Annotated in this window: 20 protein-coding genes; 18 read left to right on the forward strand and 2 right to left on the reverse strand. The window is 72.2% G+C overall.

All coding sequences use genetic code 11. The annotated features are described in order from the left end of the window. The first annotated feature begins 32 nt into the window (after window positions 1–32). The 11 genes from FCH28_RS29235 to hypE all read left to right on the forward strand — a co-directional run bounded on the left by FCH28_RS29235 (window position 33) and on the right by hypE (window position 9,889). Window positions 33–638 (forward strand): DUF5947 family protein, encoded by a 606-nt coding sequence (locus FCH28_RS29235; RefSeq protein WP_136743414.1) that lies wholly within the window; start codon window positions 33–35, stop codon window positions 636–638. Next, window positions 635–1,297, forward strand: coding sequence for a DUF6084 family protein (locus FCH28_RS29240; protein WP_136743198.1), 663 nt, complete (start codon window positions 635–637; stop codon window positions 1,295–1,297). Before FCH28_RS29235 ends, FCH28_RS29240 begins: the two co-directional genes overlap by 4 nt. Continuing rightward, the gene (locus tag FCH28_RS29245; protein ID WP_136743199.1) at window positions 1,294–2,709 is read left to right on the forward strand and encodes a hypothetical protein; all 1,416 of its coding nucleotides are present in this window, start codon (window positions 1,294–1,296) and stop codon (window positions 2,707–2,709) included. The genes FCH28_RS29240 and FCH28_RS29245 overlap by 4 nt, the downstream gene beginning before the upstream one ends. A gap of 104 nt (window positions 2,710–2,813) precedes the next feature. Continuing rightward, on the forward strand, window positions 2,814–3,341 hold the full coding sequence (locus FCH28_RS29250) for a hydrogenase maturation protease (RefSeq protein ID WP_246103385.1): 528 nt from the start codon (window positions 2,814–2,816) through the stop codon (window positions 3,339–3,341). Further along, complete coding sequence (locus FCH28_RS40135) at window positions 3,335–3,439, forward strand: DUF6893 family small protein (protein WP_425472021.1); 105 nt, start codon at window positions 3,335–3,337, stop codon at window positions 3,437–3,439. Before FCH28_RS29250 ends, FCH28_RS40135 begins: the two co-directional genes overlap by 7 nt. Window positions 3,440–3,612: 173 nt before the next feature. Further along, the gene (locus tag FCH28_RS29255; protein WP_136743201.1) at window positions 3,613–4,047 is read left to right on the forward strand and encodes a hydrogenase maturation nickel metallochaperone HypA/HybF; all 435 of its coding nucleotides are present in this window, start codon (window positions 3,613–3,615) and stop codon (window positions 4,045–4,047) included. 3 nt (window positions 4,048–4,050) lie between these two features. Continuing rightward, window positions 4,051–4,854, forward strand: a complete 804-nt coding sequence (gene hypB, locus FCH28_RS29260) for a hydrogenase nickel incorporation protein HypB (RefSeq protein WP_136743202.1) — start codon at window positions 4,051–4,053, stop codon at window positions 4,852–4,854. Continuing rightward, window positions 4,851–7,274: a carbamoyltransferase HypF gene (hypF, locus tag FCH28_RS29265; protein WP_136743203.1), complete on the forward strand. Its 2,424-nt coding sequence runs from the start codon at window positions 4,851–4,853 to the stop codon at window positions 7,272–7,274. Before hypB ends, hypF begins: the two co-directional genes overlap by 4 nt. Before the next feature lie 62 nt (window positions 7,275–7,336). After that, window positions 7,337–7,693: a HypC/HybG/HupF family hydrogenase formation chaperone gene (locus tag FCH28_RS29270; RefSeq protein ID WP_246103339.1), complete on the forward strand. Its 357-nt coding sequence runs from the start codon at window positions 7,337–7,339 to the stop codon at window positions 7,691–7,693. Beyond that, a complete protein-coding gene (hypD, locus tag FCH28_RS29275; RefSeq protein ID WP_136743204.1) occupies window positions 7,690–8,814 on the forward strand; it encodes a hydrogenase formation protein HypD in 1,125 nt (374 codons plus the stop codon). The genes FCH28_RS29270 and hypD overlap by 4 nt, the downstream gene beginning before the upstream one ends. Further along, window positions 8,807–9,889, forward strand: coding sequence for a hydrogenase expression/formation protein HypE (hypE, locus tag FCH28_RS29280; RefSeq protein WP_136743205.1), 1,083 nt, complete (start codon window positions 8,807–8,809; stop codon window positions 9,887–9,889). The genes hypD and hypE overlap by 8 nt, the downstream gene beginning before the upstream one ends. A gap of 40 nt (window positions 9,890–9,929) precedes the next feature. On the opposite strand, the gene FCH28_RS29285 is transcribed toward hypE, so the two are convergent. Then, complete coding sequence (locus tag FCH28_RS29285) at window positions 9,930–11,726, reverse strand: AMP-dependent synthetase/ligase (protein WP_136743206.1); 1,797 nt, start codon at window positions 11,724–11,726, stop codon at window positions 9,930–9,932. Between the two features lie 215 nt (window positions 11,727–11,941). Here FCH28_RS29285 and FCH28_RS29290 point away from each other — a divergent pair, with 215 nt between their 5' ends. From FCH28_RS29290 to FCH28_RS29305, 4 genes are all read left to right on the forward strand, one after another. Beyond that, on the forward strand, window positions 11,942–13,006 hold the full coding sequence (locus FCH28_RS29290; RefSeq protein WP_136743207.1) for an AraC family transcriptional regulator: 1,065 nt from the start codon (window positions 11,942–11,944) through the stop codon (window positions 13,004–13,006). Window positions 13,007–13,144: 138 nt separating this feature from the next. After that, a complete protein-coding gene (locus FCH28_RS29295; protein WP_136743208.1) occupies window positions 13,145–14,323 on the forward strand; it encodes a lipase family protein in 1,179 nt (392 codons plus the stop codon). Window positions 14,324–14,583: 260 nt separating this feature from the next. Further along, window positions 14,584–15,795, forward strand: a complete 1,212-nt coding sequence (locus tag FCH28_RS29300; protein WP_136743209.1) for a cytochrome P450 — start codon at window positions 14,584–14,586, stop codon at window positions 15,793–15,795. A 52-nt stretch (window positions 15,796–15,847) separates the two neighbouring features. Further along, entirely contained in the window at window positions 15,848–17,008 is a 1,161-nt protein-coding gene (locus tag FCH28_RS29305; protein ID WP_136743210.1) for a type III polyketide synthase, read from the forward strand. 356 nt (window positions 17,009–17,364) lie between these two features. Here the strand turns inward: FCH28_RS29305 and FCH28_RS29310 are convergent, their stop codons facing one another. Further along, window positions 17,365–18,399, reverse strand: a complete 1,035-nt coding sequence (locus FCH28_RS29310; protein WP_246103341.1) for a Dyp-type peroxidase — start codon at window positions 18,397–18,399, stop codon at window positions 17,365–17,367. A 568-nt stretch (window positions 18,400–18,967) separates the two neighbouring features. Here FCH28_RS29310 and FCH28_RS29315 point away from each other — a divergent pair. From FCH28_RS29315 to FCH28_RS29325, 3 genes are all read left to right on the forward strand, one after another. Continuing rightward, window positions 18,968–19,192, forward strand: a complete 225-nt coding sequence (locus FCH28_RS29315) for an acyl-CoA carboxylase subunit epsilon (protein ID WP_136743212.1) — start codon at window positions 18,968–18,970, stop codon at window positions 19,190–19,192. 175 nt (window positions 19,193–19,367) lie between these two features. Continuing rightward, window positions 19,368–20,201, forward strand: coding sequence for a PP2C family protein-serine/threonine phosphatase (locus tag FCH28_RS29320; RefSeq protein ID WP_136743213.1), 834 nt, complete (start codon window positions 19,368–19,370; stop codon window positions 20,199–20,201). Window positions 20,202–20,265: 64 nt separating this feature from the next. Then, window positions 20,266–21,255, forward strand: a complete 990-nt coding sequence (locus tag FCH28_RS29325; protein ID WP_187363962.1) for an MASE1 domain-containing protein — start codon at window positions 20,266–20,268, stop codon at window positions 21,253–21,255. The last annotated feature ends 15 nt before the right edge of the window (window positions 21,256–21,270 follow it).

A 21,270-nucleotide genomic window follows, 5' to 3' on the forward strand; every position in this document is an offset into this window, starting at 1 on the left:
CCAGGGAGGACCCCCATGCCGCCCCGCGCGGCCTGCGCCGATTCCGCACACCACGGCCACCGGCCCCCGAGCGCTGCGAACTCTGCGGCGCGGTACTCACCGAACGCAACCACCGCCACCTCGTCGACACCGCCCAACGCACACTGACCTGCGCCTGCACCCCCTGCGCGCTGCTCTTCGACCAGCCCGGCGCCGGGCAGTACCGCACCGTCCCCGACCGCTGTCTCACCGACCCCCGCCACACCCTCGACGACGCGGCCTGGGACCTCCTCCAGATCCCCGTCGGCGTCGCCTTCTTCCTCCGCGACACCGCCCAGGACCGCCTGGTCGCGCTCTACCCCAGCCCGGCCGGCGCCACCGAGAGCGAACTCGACCCGGCGGCCTGGCAGTCCGTCCTCGGCGCCAGCCGCCTCGCCGGCCTCCTCGAACCCGACGTGGAAGCGCTGCTGCTGCGCCGTTCCGAGGGCCGTATCGACTGCTACCTGGTGCCCGTCGACCTCTGCTACGAACTGGTCGGCCGGATGCGCCAGTTGTGGCAGGGGTTCGACGGCGGCGCCGAGGCCCGCGCCGCGCTCGCCGACTTCTTCGCCGGGATCGACCGGCGGGCCCGCGCGCCGAAGGAGGACGACCGGCCATGACCGAACTCTCCTTCACCTGCACCGGTGTACGCGCCGACCGCTACGCCGCCGGGCCCACCCTCGTCTTCCGGCTGCGCATCACGGCCGCCGACGCCGCCCGGGTGCACGCCCTCGCGCTGCGCTGCCAGCTCCGCATCGAACCGGCCCGCCGCGGCTATGCGCCCGAGGAGGCCGCGGCCCTCACCGACCTCTTCGGTGAACGCTCCCGCTGGGGCAGCACCCTCCATCCCCTCCAGTTCGCCGAGGTCTCGCTCGTCGTCCCCGGATTCACCGGCGAGACGGAGGTGGACCTCCCCGTCCCCTGCACCTACGACATGGAAGTCGCCGCAAGCCGCTACTTCCACGCGCTGCGCGACGGCGAGGTACCGCTGCTCCTGCTGTTCTCCGGCACCGTGTTCGCGGGCCCCGGCGGCTTCCGCGTCGCACCGGTGCCCTGGGACAAGGAGGCGCCCTTCCGCATGCCGGTGGCCGTCTGGCGGGAGATGACCGAAACGCACTTCCCGGGCTGCGGCTGGGTCCGGCTGCCGCGCGAGACCCTCGACGCGCTGCTGGCCTTCCGCTCCCGGCGCGCGCTGCCGTCCTGGGAAGCCACCGTGGAGGAACTGCTGGCCGCCTCGGAACGCACTCCCATGGCCGTCGGCGAGAGGACCGCGCCATGACCACCTCCGTCCTGCCCGACGAGATGGCAGCGCGGTTCGCCACCGCCCGGCAGGTGGCGGACGCCGTGCTGTTCGAGGGCTATGTGCTCTACCCGTACCGGGCGTCCGCGGCCAAGAACCGACTGCGCTGGCAGTTCGGAGTGCTGGTACCGCCCCGCTGGGGCGCGGAGAGCGCGGAGCACTCCTTCCAGCGCACCGAATGCCTCATGGAGCCCAGATCGGGCGCCCGGCTCTCCGTCGAGCTGCGGTTTCTGCACGCCCAGCGGCGCACCGTCCAACGCCTCGGTCCCGACGGCGGGTTCGAGAACGTCGAGGAGCTCGAACTGCCCGACCGGGTGCTCGTCCCGTGGGACGAGGGGACCGAGGAGCGGGTCACGTTCGTCGCCGAGGTGGCGGAGCTGTGCGGCGACGGGGTCACCGTCCCGTTCTCCCGGCCCGCGCGGGAGGAGACCGAGCCGGTGCACGACACGGACGGCCGGCCCGTCGGCCGGCTGGTGCGCCGCCGCGAGGAGATCAACGGCCTGGTACGGCTGACCGCGAGCGAACTCGACGGCCCCTACGCGGCGATGCGGCTGACCGCCACCGTCGAGAACACCAGCACCTGGACACCGGACGCCACCGCCGACCGGGACGCCGCGCTGCCCCGTGCCCTGGTCGCCGCGCACCTCCTCCTCGGGCTCGACACCGGCGCGTTCCTGTCCATGACCGACCCGCCCGAGTGGGCCAGGGGCGCCGTCGCGGGCTGCCGCAACGAGCACGCCTGGCCGGTCCTCGCCGGCGAGTCGGGCCGCGCCGATGTCCTGCTGTCCTCCCCGATCATCCTGGAGGACCACCCGGCCATCGCCCCCGAGAGCCCCGGCGCGCTCTACGACGCCCTGGAGATCGACGAGATCCTCGCCCTGCGCACCGCGGCCCTCACCGACCAGGAGAAGCGCGAGGCCCGCGGCACCGACCCGCGGGCCGCCGAGGTCATCGACCTCGCCGACTCGATGCCGCCCGAAGTGCTGGAGCGGCTGCACGGCGCGGTACGGGCGCTGCGCGAGGTCACCGGGCCGACCGCGCCGGCCGGTGCGGACGCCCCCGAAGTGCCCGGCTTCCGCCCGGAAACACCCTGGTGGGACCCCGAAAGCGACCGCAGCGTGGATCCCGTGCACGACCGCGTCACGGTGGACGGCCGGACGGTGGGCGCCGGCAGCCGGGTCCTGCTGCGGCCGGGCCGGCGCCGTACGGACGCCCAGGACCTCTTCCTCCAGGGGCGCAGCGCCCAGGTCGAGGCCGTACTGCACGACGTGGACGGCGGGGTGCACCTCGCGGTGACCGTGGAGGGCGATCCGGGCGCCGACATCCGGCGCGAACAGGGCCGGTTCCTGTACTTCCAACCCGACGAAGTCGCCCCCCTGGAGGACGTGTGAGCACCGACGCCCCCCTAGCCGACCCCGGACGGCCCGCCGAACCGTACGACGAGCAGTGCGACGAGCGGCACGGCGAAGCGCCCGTCAGGCCGCCCGCCAGGACGCTGATCGCCGGTGTCGGCAATGTCTTCCTCGGCGACGACGGCTTCGGCGTCGAAGTCGTCCGCCGGCTCGCCGACCTGCCCGTGCCGCCCGGAACCGAGATCGTCGACGTCGGCGTACGCGGAGTGCACCTCGCGTACCAGATGCTCGACGGCTACCACACGGTGCTGCTGGTCGACGCCTCCGCGCGGGGCGGCGAACCGGGCACCGTGTACCTCCTCGACGCCACCGAGCCGGCCGCCCCCGCCTGCCCGCAGAGCCCCCCGCTCGACGGCCACCACATGACCCCGGACACCGTGCTCGCCCTGCTCGACACGCTCAGCGCGGGCACCGGCGGCAGCCGCCCGGAGCGGGTACTGGTCGTCGGCTGCGAACCCGCCGATGTCGAGGAGGGCATCGGGCTGAGCGAGCCGGTCGGCGCCGCGGTCGACGAAGCCGTACGGATGATCCTGGAACTGCTCGAAGCGGCGCCGGCGCAGGGCGCCGACGCCCGGTCGCACACCACCGAGAGGAACCCCACATCATGCTGAAACTCGCCCTGGGCGGGGCGGCCACCGCCGCCCTCGCCCTCACCCTCAAGTCCCTGCTGCCCGACCTGAGGCGCTACCTCCGTATGCGGGCCATGTGACCGCTGGGAGGGGGCGACGCTGCACCGAACGGTGTACGCGGCGCCGCCGCCCCGGCGAGGCACCCCGGGTGCCCTACGGGCGCGCAGTCTAATGAACCCGTCCGACGAAGCGAGCGGCACCCGGTTCGGGAAACCGGGCGGTACCCGGCCAACCCCCACCCGGACGGAGACCGATGCACGAGATGTCCATCGCGCTGGCGGTCGTGGACCAGGTCGAACGCGCGGCCCCGCCCCCCGGGGCGACGGCGGTCAGCAGCGTCCGGCTCCAGGTCGGCGAACTGGCCGGAGTGGTCCCCGAAGCCCTGGCCTTCTCCTTCGAACTCGCCTGCGCGGGAACGCTGTTGGAGGGCGCCGAACTCATCACCGAACCCGTCCCGGCCCGCGCCCGCTGCGGCCCCTGCGCCGACACCTGGCAGGTGGGCATGCCGCCACAGCTGAGCTGCCCGCGGTGCGGCGGTGCGACGGCGGAGCTGCTGTCCGGCCGTGAACTGCAGATCGCCAGCGTGTGCTGGCACGACAACCCGGCACCCGCACGCCGGTCTCCCAAGCCCGCAAAGCCCGCGACGAGACCCGCACCCACGCCCGTACCGAGCACCGAGGAGCGCTGAACCATGTGCCGCGTCGTCGACCTGCAACAGGCGGTCCTCGCCAAGAACGACGCCTGCGCCCATGCGCTCCGCGAGGATCTGGCGGCCCGCGGCACCGCCGTCATCAACCTGCTGTCCAGTCCGGGCAGTGGCAAGACCGCCCTGCTGGAGCGGGAACTCACGCTCGCCCGGCGCCGGGGCGTGCCGGTGGCGGCGCTGACCGCCGACCTCGCCACCGAGAACGACGCGGTACGGCTCGCCCGCTCCGGTGCGCCCGTCAAGCAGGTCCTCACCGACGGACTGTGCCACCTCGAAGCGCACATGCTGGGCGGGCACCTCGACGGCTGGCTCCCGCCGGACACCCGGCTGCTGTTCGTCGAGAACGTGGGCAATCTCGTCTGCCCGGCCTCCTACGACCTGGGGGAGACACTGCGGATCGTGCTCGCCTCGGTGACCGAGGGGGAGGACAAACCGCTGAAGTACCCGACCGCCTTCGGGCTGGCCCATCTGGTCGTGGTGACGAAGACCGATATCGCGGAGGCCGTCGGTTTCGACGCCGAGGCGTTCCGCGCCAACGTCGAACGGGTCAACCCCGGCGTGGAGATCGTCCGCACCTCGGCGCGCCGGGGCGAGGGGGACGGCGTCCTGCTGGACCGGGCACTGGCGGCCCGCGACGGCGCTCCGCGTCATGTCCCGGTCATGGCCAGGCAGTCCCACGACGGTCATGGTCACGGCGGCGACGCGGGCCATGGCCACGACGCGGACCACGGACACGGCACCGGTCACAGCCACCCGCACCCCGGCACCGTGGCGTCGAGCAGCTCATGACCACCGGGCAGGTCGACACGGCCCCCGGTACCGGCACCGCCCCCGCTCCCGCGACGGCCGCCGCGCGTTGCCGGTTCACCGTGCGCGGGGTCGTCCAGGGCGTGGGATTCCGCCCGTTCGTGCATGCCCTGGCCACCGAACTGGGCCTGACCGGCCATGTCACCAACACCGCCGAGGGAGTCAGCGCCGAGGTCGAGGGCACGCCCGCGGCTCTGGCCCGCTTCCGCGCCCGGATCAGCGGGGACGCGCCACCGCTGGCCGTGGTGGAGGCCGTCGAGGCGCAGGACATCGCCGCCACGGGCGGCCGCGGCTTCACCATCCTGCCCTCCCGGGCCGACGGCCCGGCCCGCACCCTGGTCGCCCCGGATGCCGCCACCTGTGACGCCTGCCTGGCCGAGCTGACCGACCCGGCCGACCGCCGCCACCGGCACCCGTTCCTCACCTGTACGCACTGCGGGCCGCGCTTCACCCTCGTCACCGGGCTGCCCTACGACCGCGCCCAGACGACCATGGCGCGCTTCCCGATGTGCCCCGACTGCGCCCGGGAGTACGCCGACCCGACCGACCGGCGGTTCCACGCCCAGCCCATCGCCTGCCACGACTGCGGCCCCCGGCTGCGCCTGCTCACCGCGGACCCGGCCGACCGCACCCGCCCGCCGCGTCCGGTGACCGGCCCCGATCCCGTCGCCGAGACCCGCCGGCTGCTCGCCGCCGGAGCGATCGTGGCCGTCAAGGGCCTCGGCGGCTACCACCTCGTCTGCGACGCCTCCGACGACGCCGCTGTCGCTCTGCTGCGCCGCCGCAAGGGCCGCGGCGACAAACCCTTCGCTCTGATGGCCCGTCACCTCACTGATGTTCAGCACCTGGTGGACATCAGCCCCGAGGAACGTGCGCTGCTCACCGGTGCGGTACGGCCCATCGTCCTGCTGCGCCGTAAGCCGCACCCCGCCCCGGCCCATGGAGCGCCGGAACCGTCCCCCGCCGTCGCCCCCGGCAGCCCCGACCTCGGCGTCATGCTCCCGTACACCCCGCTGCACCACCTGCTGCTCGGGCTGCCCGGAGACCCCCGTGGCCCCCGACTGCTCGTCATGACCAGCGGCAATGTCGCGGGCGAACCGATCGTCACCGATGACGACGAAGCCCTGCGGCGCCTGGCGCACCTGGCCGACGCGTGGCTCGCCCACGATCGCCGGATCCAGGTGCCGTGCGACGACTCCGTGGTCCGTATCTGCGACGGGGAGCCGCTGTTCGTGCGCAGGTCCCGCGGCTACGCCCCGTTCCCGGTCCCGCTCCCGGTGCCGGTACGGCCCGCACTCGCGGTCGGCGGCGACCTGAAGAACGTGCTCTGCCTGGCCGAAGGCCACCGCGCCTGGCTGTCCGCGCACATCGGCGACATGGACGACCTGGCCACCCAGACCGCCTTCGAGCGGGCCGAGGCACATCTGGAGACGGTCACCGGAGTACGCCCCCGACTCCTCGCCGCCGACCGGCATCCCGGCTACCACTCCGGCCGGTGGGCGCAGCGCCACACGGACGGCAGACCGCTCGTCCGGGTCCAGCACCACCATGCGCATATCGCCGCCGCCATGGCCGAACACGGCCTGGACGGCGCCCGCCCGGTCATCGGCGTCGCCTTCGACGGCACCGGATACGGGGACGACGGCGCAGTCTGGGGCGGTGAGATCCTGCTCGCCGACTACACCGGCTACCACCGCTTCGGCCAGCTCGCCTACGTCCCGCTGCCCGGCGGCGACACCACGGTCCGGCGCCCCTACCGGATGGCGCTCGCGCAGCTGCGCGCCGCCGGCCTCGACTGGGCCGACGACCTGCCCCCGACGGCGGCCTGCCGGCCGGACGAACAGCGGCTGCTGGCACGGCAGTTGGACCGCGGCCTGCACTGCGTCCCCACCTCCAGCATGGGCCGCCTCTTCGACGCCGTCTCCTCGCTCGCCGGGATCTGCCACCACGCCGGATACGAGGCGCAGGCCGCACTCGCCCTCGAAGCCGCGGCGCTCACCGCGGGCCCCGACCCCGGCCCCGGCTACACCTTCGCCCTGCGGTCCGCACCGCCCGCCACGGGGACCGCCGACCTCGTCGCCGACCCGGCCCCGGTGCTCGCCGCCATCGTGGCGGACCTCCGCACGGGCACCGACCCGGCCCTGATCGCGGCCCGCTTCCACACCGCGGTCGCCGGCCTCGTCCGACGGCTCTGTGCCCGGGCCAGGGAGCGCACCGGCCTGCGCACCGTCGCCCTGACCGGCGGCGTCTTCGCCAACACCCTGCTGGCCCGGGACACCGCCCGCCTGCTGCGGGAGGACGGCCACACCGTGCTGCGCCACCGCCGGGTCCCGCCCAACGACGGGGGACTGGCGCTCGGCCAGATCGTGGTGGCGGCGCGCCGGGCGGGAGCCGCGCCCTGAGCGACAGTGACGTCGGCCGGCACGGCGAGGCGACGCAACGCACCCACGATGAGGAGAGGCCCATGTGCCTGGCGGTACCCGGCAAGGTTCTGGAGATCGAGGAACGGGACGGCACCCGTATGGCCACCGTCGACTTCGGCGGCGTGGTCAAGGACGTCTGCCTGGAATACGTCCCCGACCTGGCGGTGGGCGAGTACGCGATCGTCCATGTGGGCTTCGCGCTGCAACGGCTGGACGAGGAATCGGCCCGGCAGACCCTCGCCCTCTTCGAGGAACTCGGCCTGCTCCAGGAGGAGTTCGGCGACCCCTGGGCGGCGGCCGCGGAGGCGAACGGCACACCGGAAGCCGATGGGGGTGCCCCCGCTCGAACGAAGTTGAGAGTGGGGGAGAGCGACGGAGCGCGGGAGGCGCGGCAGTGAAGTACATCGACGAATTCCAGGACCCCGAGCTGGCCCGCCGCCTGCTCGACGACATCCGGGCGACGGTGACCCGGCCCTGGGCCCTGATGGAGGTCTGCGGCGGCCAGACCCACACCATCATCCGGCACGGCATCGACCAACTCCTCCCGGAACAGGTCGAGTTGATCCATGGCCCCGGCTGCCCGGTCTGTGTGACACCGCTCGAAGTCATCGACAAGGCCCTGGAGATCGCCGCCCGGCCCGACGTGATCTTCTGTTCCTTCGGCGACATGCTCCGCGTCCCCGGCAGCGACCGCGACCTGTTCCGGGTACGCAGCGAAGGCGGCGACGTACGCGTCGTCTACTCCCCGCTCGACGCGCTGAAGATCGCCCAGCAGAACCCGCACCGCGAGGTCGTGTTCTTCGGCATCGGCTTCGAAACCACCGCACCACCCAACGCCATGACGGTCTATCAGGCCCGCAGGCTGGGCATCCCCAACTTCAGCCTGCTGGTCTCGCACGTCCGCGTACCGCCGGCCATCGAGGCGATCATGAGCTCGCCGAGCTGCCGGGTGCAGGGGTTCCTCGCCGCCGGACACGTGTGCAGCGTGATGGGCACGGGGGAGTACCCCGCACTGGCCGAACGCTTCCAGGTCCCGATCGTCGTCACCGGCTTCGAACCGCTGGACATCCTGGAGGGCATCCGCCGCGCCGTCCGCCAGCTGGAACGCGGCGACCACACCGTGGACAACGCCTATCCGCGCGCCGTACGCGCCGAGGGCAACCCCGCGGCCCAGGCCATGCTCCAGGACGTCTTCGAGGTCACCGACCGCTCCTGGCGCGGCATCGGCACCATCCCCGCCAGCGGCTGGCGGCTGTCCCCCCGCTACCGCGACTACGACGCCGAACACCGCTTCTCGGTGGACGGCATCACCACCCGCGAGCCCGCCGCCTGCCGCAGCGGAGAAGTCCTCCAGGGACTCCTCAAGCCCCACGAGTGCGAGGCGTTCGGCACCACCTGCACCCCGCGCACCCCGCTCGGCGCCACCATGGTCTCCAGCGAGGGCGCCTGCGCCGCCTACTACCTCTACCGCCGACTCGGCGTCACACCCACCCCGCTGGAGGCGAGCCCCGTTGCCTGACACCACCGTCCCATCCCCTGGCGCGCCCCTGGACATCTCCGGCTGGACCTGCCCCGCCCCGCTGCGCGACCAGCCCCGGGTGGTCATGGGACACGGCGGAGGCGGCGCGCTCTCCGCCGAACTCGTCCAGCAGATCTTCGCCCCCGCCTTCGGCGGCGAACTCCTCGCCCAGCTCGGAGACTCCGCGGCACTCTCCCTCGGCGGCGCGCGCCTCGCCTTCTCCACCGACTCCTTCGTCGTCCGGCCGCTGTTCTTCCCCGGCGGCAGCATCGGCGACCTCGCGGTCAACGGCACCGTGAACGACCTCGCCATGAGCGGCGCACGGGCCGCCTACCTCTCCTGCGGATTCATCCTGGAGGAGGGCGTCGAGATGCCGGTGGTCGCCGCGGTCGCCGAGGCGATGGGCGCGGCCGCGCGAACCGCCGGCGTCGAGGTGGCGACCGGCGACACCAAAGTGGTGGAGGCCGGCCACGGCGACGGCATCTACATCAACACCGCGGGCATCGGCCTGATTCCGGACGGGGTCGATCTGCGCCCGCAGCGCGTGGCCCCCGGCGATGTGGTGCTCGTCAGCGGCCCCATCGGCGTCCACGGCGTGGCGATCATGAGTGTGCGGGAGGGCCTGGAATTCGGCGTGGAGATCGAGAGCGACTGCGCGGCGCTCGGCGGCCTCGTCGAAACCCTGCTCGCCGTCACCCCCGACCTGCACGTACTGCGCGACCCCACCCGGGGTGGCCTCGCCGCCGCCCTCAACGAGATCGCGACCGCCTCCGGCACCGGCGTCGTCATCCAGGAACGTGCCGTCCCCGTCCCGCCCACCGTCGCCAACGCCTGCGCCATCCTCGGCCTGGACCCGATGTACGTCGCCAACGAGGGCAAACTCGTCGCCTTCGTGCCCCGCGACCACGCCGACGCCGTGCTGGACGCGATGCGCGCCCACCCCCTGGGCGCCGGGGCCGCGGCGATCGGCGAGGTCGTCGGGGACCACCCGGGGATGGTGGTGGCGCGCACTCCGCTCGGCGGCACCCGGGTGGTGGACCTGCCGATGGGAGAGCAACTGCCGCGGATCTGCTGAGGCCGCCTCCCACGGCGAGCAACCCCATGGTGCGCAGTGCTCATGAGGAATACAGCGCCTCGATCTCCTTCGCGTAGCGCTCCGCCACCGCCGCCCGTCGCACCTTCAGCGTCGGTGTGAGCTCCCCGGATTCGACCGCGAGATCCTCCGCCAGAATCGCGAAGGCGCGGATCCGGGCCGGGCGGGCCGCCCGCTCGTTGGCCGCATCCACCGCCTCCTGCACCAGCGCGCGGACCGCCGGGTGGCGGGCCGGGACGTCGCCGAGCCGCGTGCCCGTGCGGGCGGCCCACGTCGCGATCTCCTCGGGGTCCAGGGTGATCAGCGCGACCGGGTACGGGCGGCGGTCACCGATCATCACCGCGCGGGAGACATAGCGCGACTGCTGGATGGCGAACTCCACCGTCGACGGAGTGAGGTTCTTGCCGCTGGAGGTGATGATCAGCTCCTTCTTGCGGCCGGTGATGGACAGGAAACCGTCGGCGTCGAGCGCGCCCAGGTCGCCGGTGTGCAGCCAGCCGTCGGCGTCCAGCGCCTCCGCGTCCGCTGCCGGGTTCGCGTGGTAGCCGGCGAAGATGTTGGTGCCGCGGGCCAGCACCTCACCGTCCTCCGCGATCCGTACCTCGCAGCCCGCGACCGGCCGCCCCACCGTCCCGTACCGCACCGCGCCCGGATGGTTGAGCGAGATGACACCCGCCGACTCCGTCATGCCGTACCCCTCATGGACGGCGATACCGCAGGCCCGCAGAAAGTCCAGGGTCTGCGGGGCGATCGGCGCCGCGCCGGTCAGTGCCCACCTCAGCCGTCCCCCGAAAGCCGCCCGGACCAGCGAGAACAGCGTCCCGTCGGCGGCCCGCCAGCGCTCCAGCAGCTCCCCGCCCGGCTCCTCGCCGCGGTCTCGCAGCTCGGCGACCTCGACGCCGGTCCGTACTGCCGCCTCGAAGCGGTCCAGGCCGCCCTCCTGCGACTCGGCCAGCGAGCGGACCGTGGCATACACCTTCTCGAAGAGGCGGGGCACGGACGGCAGATGTGTCGGACGGGCCTCCGCCAGCTCGGCGACCACGTTCTCGATCTTCCCGCCGAAGTAGCAGAGCGTGCCGCCGAGCAGCAGCGCCTTCAACTCGATGAGCTGGGCGAGGAGATGGGCGAGCGGGAGATAGAGATAGGTGACATCGCCGGGGCCGCCCGCGATGAGGTGCGCGGTGCTGTCCTGCACGGCGGCGAAGTTGCCGTGGGTGAGCCGGCAGCCCTTGGGCGGGCCGGTGGTGCCCGAGGTGTAGACGATGGCCGCGAGATCGGCGCCGGTGACCGCCGCCGAGCGGGCCCGGAGTTCCGGCAGCGCGGCGGGGGAGGGGAGGGCGTCCAGCGCGAGGTACCCGTCCCCGGCCCCGTCCGCCTGCTCCGCCCCGTTCCCCGTCTCGGTCAGCAGGGCGATATGCCGCAGGGCGGGCAGCTCGGAGCGGATGCGCGCGACCCGGGCCGCCTGCTCCCGCCCCTCGCAGATGACGGCACACGCGCCGGAGTCCGCCAGCACCCAGGCGAGTTCCCCGTCCCCCGCCGTCGGATAGACCGGCACCACGGCAGCGCCCGTCGCGAGCACCCCGAAGTGCGCATACGTCCACTCCGGGCGGGTCTCGGAGAGAATCGCCACCCGGTCGCCCGCCCGCACCCCCAGCCCGCCGATCAGCCCGCGCCCCACCGCCCTTACAGCGTCCCGGAGTTGGCCGTACGTGCGGTCGCCCCACCCCTCGCCCTCTCGGAAGCGCAACGCGGGAAGATCGTGGAACCGCTCCGCCGTCCATTCGGTGAACACGGCGAGGGTGTCGGGCCTGTTGTGCATCGTGCCTCCCGGAGAGCCAACGGCTGCCAAGAACTGTCACGGAATGCCAAGAACGGGGTGCGTTCGACGGATCGCGGGCCGGCCCTGGAAGGCCTGTCGCCCGTACCCGCCCGTACTTGCCCGTACGACGCTAGAGACACACCCTGACCCCCGAGGATGACGAGAACCGTCACCCTCGCTGACCTCTTCGCTCACGGCGGCTACCGTGTCGGGGCATGAATCGGCTGACGATCGCGATGCACCATGTGCGGGCCGCGCTGAGCGGTGCGCGGCGGCTCGGGATCGACACCGTGCCGCTGCTCCAGACCGCGCGGATCCCGCCGCTGCTGCTCGGCGACGACCGCGCGCGGGTCACCCCCGAGCAGTTCACCCGCCTGGTCAAGGCCCTCCACCACGCCACCGACGACGAATTCCTGGGCCTCGGCCCCACACCCAGCCGCCGCGGCACGTTCGCGATGATGTGCCACGCCTGCCTCGGCTGCCAGGACCTGGGAGCGGCGCTCCACCGGGCGGCGCGCTTCTACGGACTGTTTCCCGGCGGCCCCGAGATGGCGCTCGACACCGTCGCCGCCGAGGACGGCTCCGACGAGGCGGTCTTCTCGGTGCGCAACGATCTGCGTCCGTACGACGAGGGGAACTTCCTCTCCGAGTGCATCCTGATCATCTGGCACCGGCTCTCCAGCTGGCTGATCGGACGGCGCATCCCGCTGCGCTGGGCCCGCTTCGCCTACCCGGCGCCGGCCCACGCCCACGAGTACGACGTCCTCTTCGGCTGCCCGGTGCACTTCGGCGCGGAGCGCACCGCCGCAGGCTGGGACGCGCGCTGGCTGGCCGCGCCGGTCGTACGGGACGAGGCCGCGCTGACCGCGATGCTGTGGCGGGCACCGGCGGATCTGTTGAGCCGGCGCGACTACGGCACGACCGTCGCCGAGCAGGTGCGGCGCGCCCTCGTGCAGGCGCTGCGGGCGGAGCCGCCGGCGCGGCTGCCGGAGGTGGCCGAGGTCGCGGCCCGGCTGGCGGTGAGCCCGGCGACGCTACGGCGCCGGCTGCAGGCCGAGGGCACCTCGTACCAGCGGCTGAAGGACACGGTACGCCGGGACGCGGCGATCTCCTCGCTGGCCGCGGGGCAGGAGCCGATCGCCGAACTGGCGGCGCGGATCGGCTTCTCCGAGGACACCGCCTTCCACCGGGCCTTCCGCCGCTGGACGGGGACGACGCCGGGCGCGTACCGGCTGACCGGGAACGGCGTCGACGACCGCCATGAGCCGTCGGGCCGATGAGACCGCGGGCCGATGAGACCGCGGGGCAATGAGACACCGGGTCAACAAAGCTGAGCGTCCCGGTCAGCCCCTTCCTTACTCGCGAGTCACTACGGTCGCCCCAACCACCCCAGCACATGCGTCAGTTGGGAGAGCCGCATGCACCGTCGCTCCGCCGCAATCACCGCACTCACCGCCGTCGCCGCCCTGTCCCTGTCGCTCGGCCTCACCCGCGCGGGCGCCGCGCCGGCCGGGCCGACCGCGCACGGCAGCCCCGGCGACATCGTGACGTCCGCCCCGACGTCCTTCCACCCGCTCCCGGGCCAGCCCACCAACACCCGCGCCTGGCACATCACCTACCGCTCCACCACCGCCAAAGGCACCCCCAACACCGTCTCCGGAACGGTCATCGTCCCCAAGGACGGCAAGCGGGGACCGCGCCCCCTGATCACCTACGCCGTCGGAACGGTCGGCCTCGGCGACTCCTGCGCGCCCTCGGCCGGCTTCCCCAAGGGCACGACGATGGAAGCCAACCTCATCCAGCAGCTCACCAACCGCGGCTGGGCGGTCGCGGTCACCGACTACGAAGGGCTGGGCACCCCCGGAGACCACACCTACACCGTGGGACGCGCCGAGGGGCAGGCCGTCCTGGACGCCGCCCGCGCCGCGCAGCGGCTGCCCGAAGCCGCCGCGGCCGGCGTCACCGAGGACTCCCCGGTCGGCATCATGGGCTACTCCCAGGGCGGCCAGGCCAGCAGCTGGGCTGCCGAGCTGCACGCGGCGTACGCCCCCGAGCTCAAGGTCAAGGGCACCGCGACCGGCGGCGTCCCCGCCGACCTGCTGAAGACCGCCGACTTCAACAACGGCAACGCGGGCGCGGGCCTGATCCTGATGGCCGCCATCGGCCAGAACGCGGCCTTCCCCGAACTGGACCTGGACAAGTACCTCAACGACAAGGGCCGCCGCTTCGTCGGATTCATGAAGACGAACTGCGTGGCCATCGACGGCGTCGCGGGAGCCTTCCAGAAGATCTCCGACGTCACGGTCAGGAACCCGCTCCACGAGGCGGACTGGCAGCAGCAGCTGCGCGCCTCCCACCTCGGCACCCGCAAGCCCGACGCGCCGGTGTACCTCTACCACGGGACCGCCGACGAACTGATCCCCTACTCGGTCGGCAAGCAGCTGCGCGCCGACTGGTGCGGCATCGGCGCCGACGTCCGGTGGACCTCGCTCCCGCTCGGTGAACACGTCGCCGGCGCGATAGCGGGCTCCGTGCCGGCAGCCAACTGGCTCGCCGACCGTTTCGCCGAAAAGCCGGCGAACGGAAACTGCGGCTGAACCGACAGCACTGACCGCGCGACCCGAAGGGACTGAGCCGACAGCACGGACCGCGCGACCGAAGGGACCGAACCGACCGCACACCGCGCACAGGCCGGAGCCCCGGGCCGCCTCGACCGACGAGGTGACCCGGGGCTCCGCGCACGCCAAACGGGGCCATTCGGGTTCGATCGAGGGTCCAGTCGGGCGAAAACGCGGCGCGCCGCGCATGGCGTACCCGTCTCGGGGTCTACATCTCCATGTCCCCCTGAGGTTGGAGTATGCCCGTGAGCCCTGACACCAAGGTCTGGCAGTGCCCCTTCGCCCACACCAACGCCCTGGAATTCGACCCGCTGCTACAGCGGCTGCTGGACGAGGCGCCCATCGCCCGTATCCGCATGCCGCACGGCGAGGGCGAAGCATGGCTGGTGACCAGGTACGACGACGTCCGGTTCGTCACCACGGACCGCCGGTTCAGCCGTGCCGCGGGCATCGGACGTGACCTACCCCGGATGACACCCGCCCCGATCGCCCAGGTGGAGGCGATCAATCTCATGGACCCACCGGAACACAACCGGCTGCGCCGCCTCGTGGCCAAGGGCTTCACCAACCGCCAGGTGGAGCAGTTGCGCGCCACCACCCAGAGAATCGTGGACGGCTTCTTCGACGAGATGACCGAGCACGGCGCCCCCGCCGACCTCATCCAGTTCCTCTCCTCGCGGCTGCCCCTCACCACCATCTGTGAGCTGCTGGACATCCCGCCGAACGACCGTCGGCAGTTGCGCGGCTGGGCCATGGACATGATGGCGATCGGCGTACCGGACCGCGAAGCGGCCGACGAGGCCAAGAAACAGCTCCGCGCCTACTTCACCGATCTCACCGCCCGGCGGCGGCGCGATCCGGGCGAGGACCTGCTGAGCAGCCTGGCCACCGCCAGGGACGGCGACGAGCTCCTCGACCCGCAGGAGCTGGCCGTCCTGGGCATGGTGCTGCTCGTCACGGGCCACGACACCACCACCTACCAGCTCAGCAACATCACCTACACGCTGCTGACGCACCCGGAACAGCTCGCCAAGCTGCGCACCGACCCCGAACTGCTCCCCACCGCTCTCGAAGAGCTGCTGCGCTACATCCCCTTCCGGCAGGGCGTGGGCATCGCCCGGGTGGCCACCGAGGACGTCGAGATCGACGGCGTGACCGTCCGGGAGGGAGACGTGATCCACGTTTCCTACCTCGCCGCCAACCGCGACCCCCAGATGTGGGAGCGGCCCGGCGAACTGGACCTCGAACGCGGCAGCCCGCACCACATGACGTTCGGCTACGGCACCCATCACTGCCTCGGCTCCCACCTGGCCCGGATGGAACTCCAGGTCGCCATCGGCACGCTCCTCGACCGCTTCCCGCGGCTGCGCCTCGCCGTACCCGAGGACGAGATCGACTGGAACACCGGCTCGATCTGGCGCTATCCGCTGGCCCTGCCTGTTGCCTGGTGAGGCCTGCGCATCCGACGACGTACGCCGACTGGACCCTTGGAGGGAACCAGCCATGACAACGTTGTGCAGACCGGCCATCGCCGTGCCCGAACACATCATCACCCTCGAAGAGACGCTGGAACTCGCTCGCTCGCTGCATGGGCAACACCAGCAACTCGGCCTGGTTCTGCGGCTCATCGAGAACACCGGAGTGCGCACCCGCCATCTCGTCCAGCCCATCGACGCGACGCTGCGCCACCCCGGCTTCGAGAAACGCAACGCCCTCTACACCGCGGAGGCCAAGGAGCGGGTGCCGGACGTGGTGCGCAGAGCGCTGGCACACGGCGAAGTCACCGCCGAGGAGATCGATCTGCTGATCTACGTCTCCTGCACCGGCTTCATGATGCCGTCGATGACCGCATGGATGATCAACGAGCTGGGCTTCCGCACCGACACCCGGCAACTGCCGATCGCCCAGCTCGGCTGCGCCGCGGGCGGCGCCGCGATCAACCGGGCGCATGACTTCTGCCGCGCCTACCCCGAGGCCAATGTGCTCATCGTGGCCTGCGAGTTCTGTTCGCTGTGCTACCAGCCCACCGACCTGGGCGTGGGATCGCTGCTGTCCAACGGGCTGTTCGGCGATGCGATAGCCGCGGCCGTGGTGCGCGGCAAGGGCGGCAGCGGCATATGGCTGGAGCGCAACGGCTCCCATCTGGTGCCGGACACCGAGGACTGGATCTCCTACGCGGTCCGCGACACCGGCTTCCACTTCCTTCTGGACAAACGCGTGCCCGGCACGATGGAAATGCTCGCCCCGGCCCTGCGCACACTCGCCGAACAGCACCGCTGGGACGTCACGGACCTGGACTTCTACATCGTGCACGCCGGCGGGCCGCGCATCCTCGACGACCTCTCCCGGTTCCTGTCCCTCCCACCGGAGACCTTCCGGTTCAGCCGGGCGACGCTCACCGAAAACGGCAATATCGCCAGTGCGGTGGTCTTCGACGCGCTGAACCGGCTCTTCGAGGAGGGCAAGATCTCCGCCCCGGGCACCGGCCTGATCGCCGGGTTCGGCCCGGGGATCACCGCGGAGATGGTGCTCGGCCGCTGGACCGCGCCCCCGCAGGAGCACGGTGCACCGCCCGACGCCGCCCGCTTCGCCCCCGTCGGCAGGACATCCACCGAACCCGTGGGCAAACCCACCGACCGACCGGCGGCCGCACCCGCCCGGTGAGACACCCCGGCGCCCCGGGGAGCGACCGCGTATCCCTCTGGCCGGTGGCGCGTGGCACAGACCACGCGCCACCGGCCGCGTCCGTGACCCGACTTGCGCGGTCGGATCACCCGGAGACGCAGTCACGCGGAGACGGATCACCGGGGACGGCTCACCCGGAGACATCTCACTGGAGACGGCTCGCCCGGAGACGTCTCGCCTGAGACGGCTCACCCGGAGACGGATCATCCGGCGGGCATATCGCCAGCGGGAATATCGCCCAGCGCCCCCGCGTTGTGGCCTGCAAGGGGCCTTCGCGTCCCCTAGGGGATCTGTTCGAACAACCCCTAGGGGACGCGAACCCCCGCCGCCTCAGGTCACCGCTTCCGCAGCAGCGACCTCCCGAGATAGTCGTGCTCGTCCTCCACCCCGGGCAGTACGTAGAAATAGCCGCCGCCGAACGGTGTGACGAATTCGGACAGCGGCTCGTCCTCCAGCCGCCGCTGCACGGTGGCGAACTGCCGCTCCACGTCCTGCTGGTAGGCGCAGAACACCAGCCCCAGGTTCATCCGCCCCTCTTCGTCGAACCCGTTGTCGAAGTTGTAACTCCGCCGGTAGAGGCGGGAGTTGTCGGTCTCTTGGGTGCGCGGGTTGGCGAGGCGGATATGCGCGTTGAGCGGGATCTTCTCCCCGTGCGGGTCGTTGCTGAAGTCCGGCGTGTCCGATTCCTTCGTGCCGCTCAGGGGCGCCCCGCTCGACTTGTGCCGCCCGAAGATCTTCTCCTGGTCGGAGATCGGGAGCTGGTCCCACTTCTCGACGTCGAACCGGATCAGCCGCACCACCTGATAGCAGCCGCCCAGCGCCCACTTCGGCTCCCCGCACGGCGGCGTCACCCACATCAGCCGGTCCATCTCCTCGGACGAGCCGGTGTCCGGGTTCTGGAGCCCGTCCTTGAAGCCGAGGAAGACCCGTCCCGGCCCCGAGGGCCGCGACGGATTGATGTAAGCGTTCCGTCGCCAGCGCGGCCGGAGCATGCCGTCGGTCGTCCGCGCCAGGTCGCGGACGACATGCACCACGGCGTCCGGATAGTTCGCGCAGATCTGCAGCGACAGGTCGCCGTGGCAGAGCGAAGGAGTCAGCCGGTCGTTGGGGAACTGCGGCATCGCCTTCAGGTGCCGGGGCCGGTGCGCGGAGAGGTCGAAGCGGTCGTCGAAGAGCGACGCCCCCACGCCCAGCGTGATGGTGAGCAGGTCGGTGGTGGGCCCGTCCTCCTGGTGCCTGGACTTGGCCACGCCGCTCACCATCTTGCGGGACCGCGACGTGATCTCCTTGAACAGCTCCTTGAGCTCCTTGCGGTCCTCCGCCAGTACATCGAACGAGAGGAAGGAGGCGTGGCGCTGCTGCTTCGTCACGACGCCGGCCTGATGCTCCCCGTGGAAGGGGACCCGCTTGGGCCGGACCTTTCCGTCGTCCCGCCTTCTGTCGCCGCTCGTTTCCGGCTGAGCGGCGTACGCGTCCCCGCCGACCCCACCCGCGGCCGCCACCCCCGCGATGCCCGCCGCGCACCTGAGGAATCCCCTGCGCCCTGCGTCCCCCGTGAGATCTCGGCTCCCGCCGGTCCGATCACGTGTCATCGTCCTGCCATCCCTAGCTGTGTCATCCGGTAGCCGTTCGTCGCACATACCTGGGCTGCGTCGCACATACCTGAGGGATGGTTTACGTACGTACGGCATTGGCCGGGGCCGACACGGCGCCCCGCGGCCCGATGTCACGCGTGAGTGCGCCGAGAGGTCCGCCGATCGGCCCCGGGCCCCGCCACGGATGGCCCAGGCGGACCCGGCAGCACGCGACACCGCCCGGCCGCGCTCCTATCGTCGGCCCTGTGGCCTGCGCGAACACCGGCGAGGCCGCCCGTCCTGAGCCCCCGTCACCCTCCCCGCGAGGACCCGCCCCCGCCCGACAAGCCCATGGACCCCACACATGAGCACCTCCGCCTCTCCCGACCCGCCGGGTGTCCCGCTGCGTATCGACCGGGGCAGCGCCGAGCCCGAGGAACTCGCCGCGCTCACCGTCATCCTGTGCGCCGCGCACCTCTTCCGGGCAAGCGCCGCCACCGACCACCGCCGCAAGCATCGCGCCGTGCACGACATGAGGGGCCACCCGGTCCGCACCGCATGTTGGTCCGGCTGCTGGAGCTGCGCCTGAGCGGGGCGGTCCGCTTGCCTTCATCAAGCGCTTGCCTTCATCAAGCGAAAGGCAAACCGCGGAAATATGATGAATGCGGAAAAGGGCCGGATGCCCAGGTCAGGAGGCCAGGACGGAATGCCGCGCGGAGCGTACCCCGCAGTGGCCCATGAACCGATGCACTTTGGAGCGGTCCATGCTTCGGCGTCGTCCCCCGCGGTCGGCGAGCGCAGACGACCTGCTGTCCACGCTCGGGCGGTTGACCGCTCAAGCGAGGGAAGGAGCTGAGCTCCAGCAGGCACGGGTGGAACTCGCCGAGGCGTTGCAGCGCGAGATGCTTCCCGCGACCCTGCCGGAAGCGCCCGGACTGCGGGCCGCCGCGACCTACGCACCCGCCCGGCACGGTCTGGACATCGGCGGCGACTGGTTCGACGGCTTCCCGCTGGCGGACGGCTCGCTCGCGTACTGCATCGGCGATGTCCAGGGCCACGACGTCGAGGCGGCCGCCTTCATGGGGCAGATCCGGCTCGCCCTGCGCGCCGTGGCCACCGGCGCCGCCGACCCGGGCGAGGTGCTCAGCAGGGCCAACGACCTGCTCCTCTCCGTGGACTGCGGCCTCTTCGCGACCTGTACGTTCCTCCGCTTCGACCCGGTCACCTGGGAGCTGACCAGCGCCCGCGCCGGCCACGTACCCGGGCTCTGGGCCACCGCCGACGGCCGGTTCGGCCTCGCCGAGGACGCCGGCGGCCTGCCGCTGGGCATCATGCCGGCGGAGTCGTACCCGGTGACCCGCCGCAGGCTCACCAAGGCCGGGGTGTTCGTGCTGCTCACCGACGGGGTGGTCGAAGGCCCGTCGTTCCCGATCGAGGTGGGCCTGGCGAAGGTGGCCCGGCTGGTCAGTGACACCGTCGGCGCAGAACCGGCCGACGTGGCCGCCGGGGTGATGAGCGTCGCCGAGTTCACCGGCCACCAGGACGACGCCGCGGTGATCGTGCTGTGCCACGACGCCGCGGAGGACAGGCACGGGTGAAGCGCGGACGCGGGCGCGCGTGTCGTGAACGGCACCGGGACATCGGCGTTGTCTGATGGCTGATGTGGTGCGCACCGAGGAGTTCCGGCGTCTCGCTACAGCAGGGCTCACGATCCTCGCCTTCGCCGCCGTCTACTTCGCGTCCGCACGGGTCGGCCTGCTGCAGCACGTGGTGATCGGGGGTGCGGTGGTCACGCCTCTGTGGCCGCCGACCGGCATCGCGCTGAGCTGCCTGTTCCTCGTGGGCTTCTGGACCTGGCCGGGAATCGTCGTCGGCACGCTCCTGGTCATCGCCTCGCTCAGCCCGGTCGACCCCGGCGCCCTGGGGATCATGGCGGGGAACACCCTCGCGCCGGTGCTCTCCTACCTGATGCTGCGCCGGGTCGGCTTCCGCGTCGAGATGGACCGGCTGCGCGACGGTGTGGCGCTGGTGGCCCTCGGCGCCTTCGGCGGAATGCTGATCAGCGCCACGGTGGCCAGCTGCACCCTGTGGATCACCGGCCACCTGCCGCCGGGCGGTTTCTGGCCGACCTGGGCGGCGTGGTGGGTGGGCGACGCGATGGGCGTGCTGGTGGTCGCCCCGCTGCTGCTCGCGCTCCGTACGGTGCGGTGGCCGCAGGACGTCCGTCCCTCCCGGTGGTTGGAGGCGGCGGCGCTGGCGGCCGCCTGTGTCGTGGTCTCGCTGCTGGTGACCAGGAGCGAGCTTTCCGTGCTGTTCCTGGTCTTTCCGCTGATCGTGTGGGCGGCACTGCGCTTCCAGCTCATCGGCGCGGCGCCCTGTGTGCTGGTGCTGTCCCTCTTCGCGATCACCGCGGCGACCGAGCAGAGCGGGCCGTTCGGAGGCCAGTCCCTCCTCTCCGCCATGGTCAACCTCCAGGCCCTGAACGGGTCCGCGGCACTGACCGCGCTGCTGCTGTCGGCCATCGTCACCGAGCAGAACACCATCCGGCGGCGGATCGAGCAGGCGTGCCTGGAACTGGCCGAGGTGGTGGACCGCCTCGCGCCGGGGGAGAGCCGGCGCCGCTGGCCGCCCGAGGAGGGCGAGGCGCGGTGATGCGGCGGTGCGCGC

Source organism: Streptomyces piniterrae, assembly GCF_005048155.1.
Taxonomy (GTDB): Bacteria; Actinomycetota; Actinomycetes; order Streptomycetales; family Streptomycetaceae; genus Streptomyces; species Streptomyces piniterrae.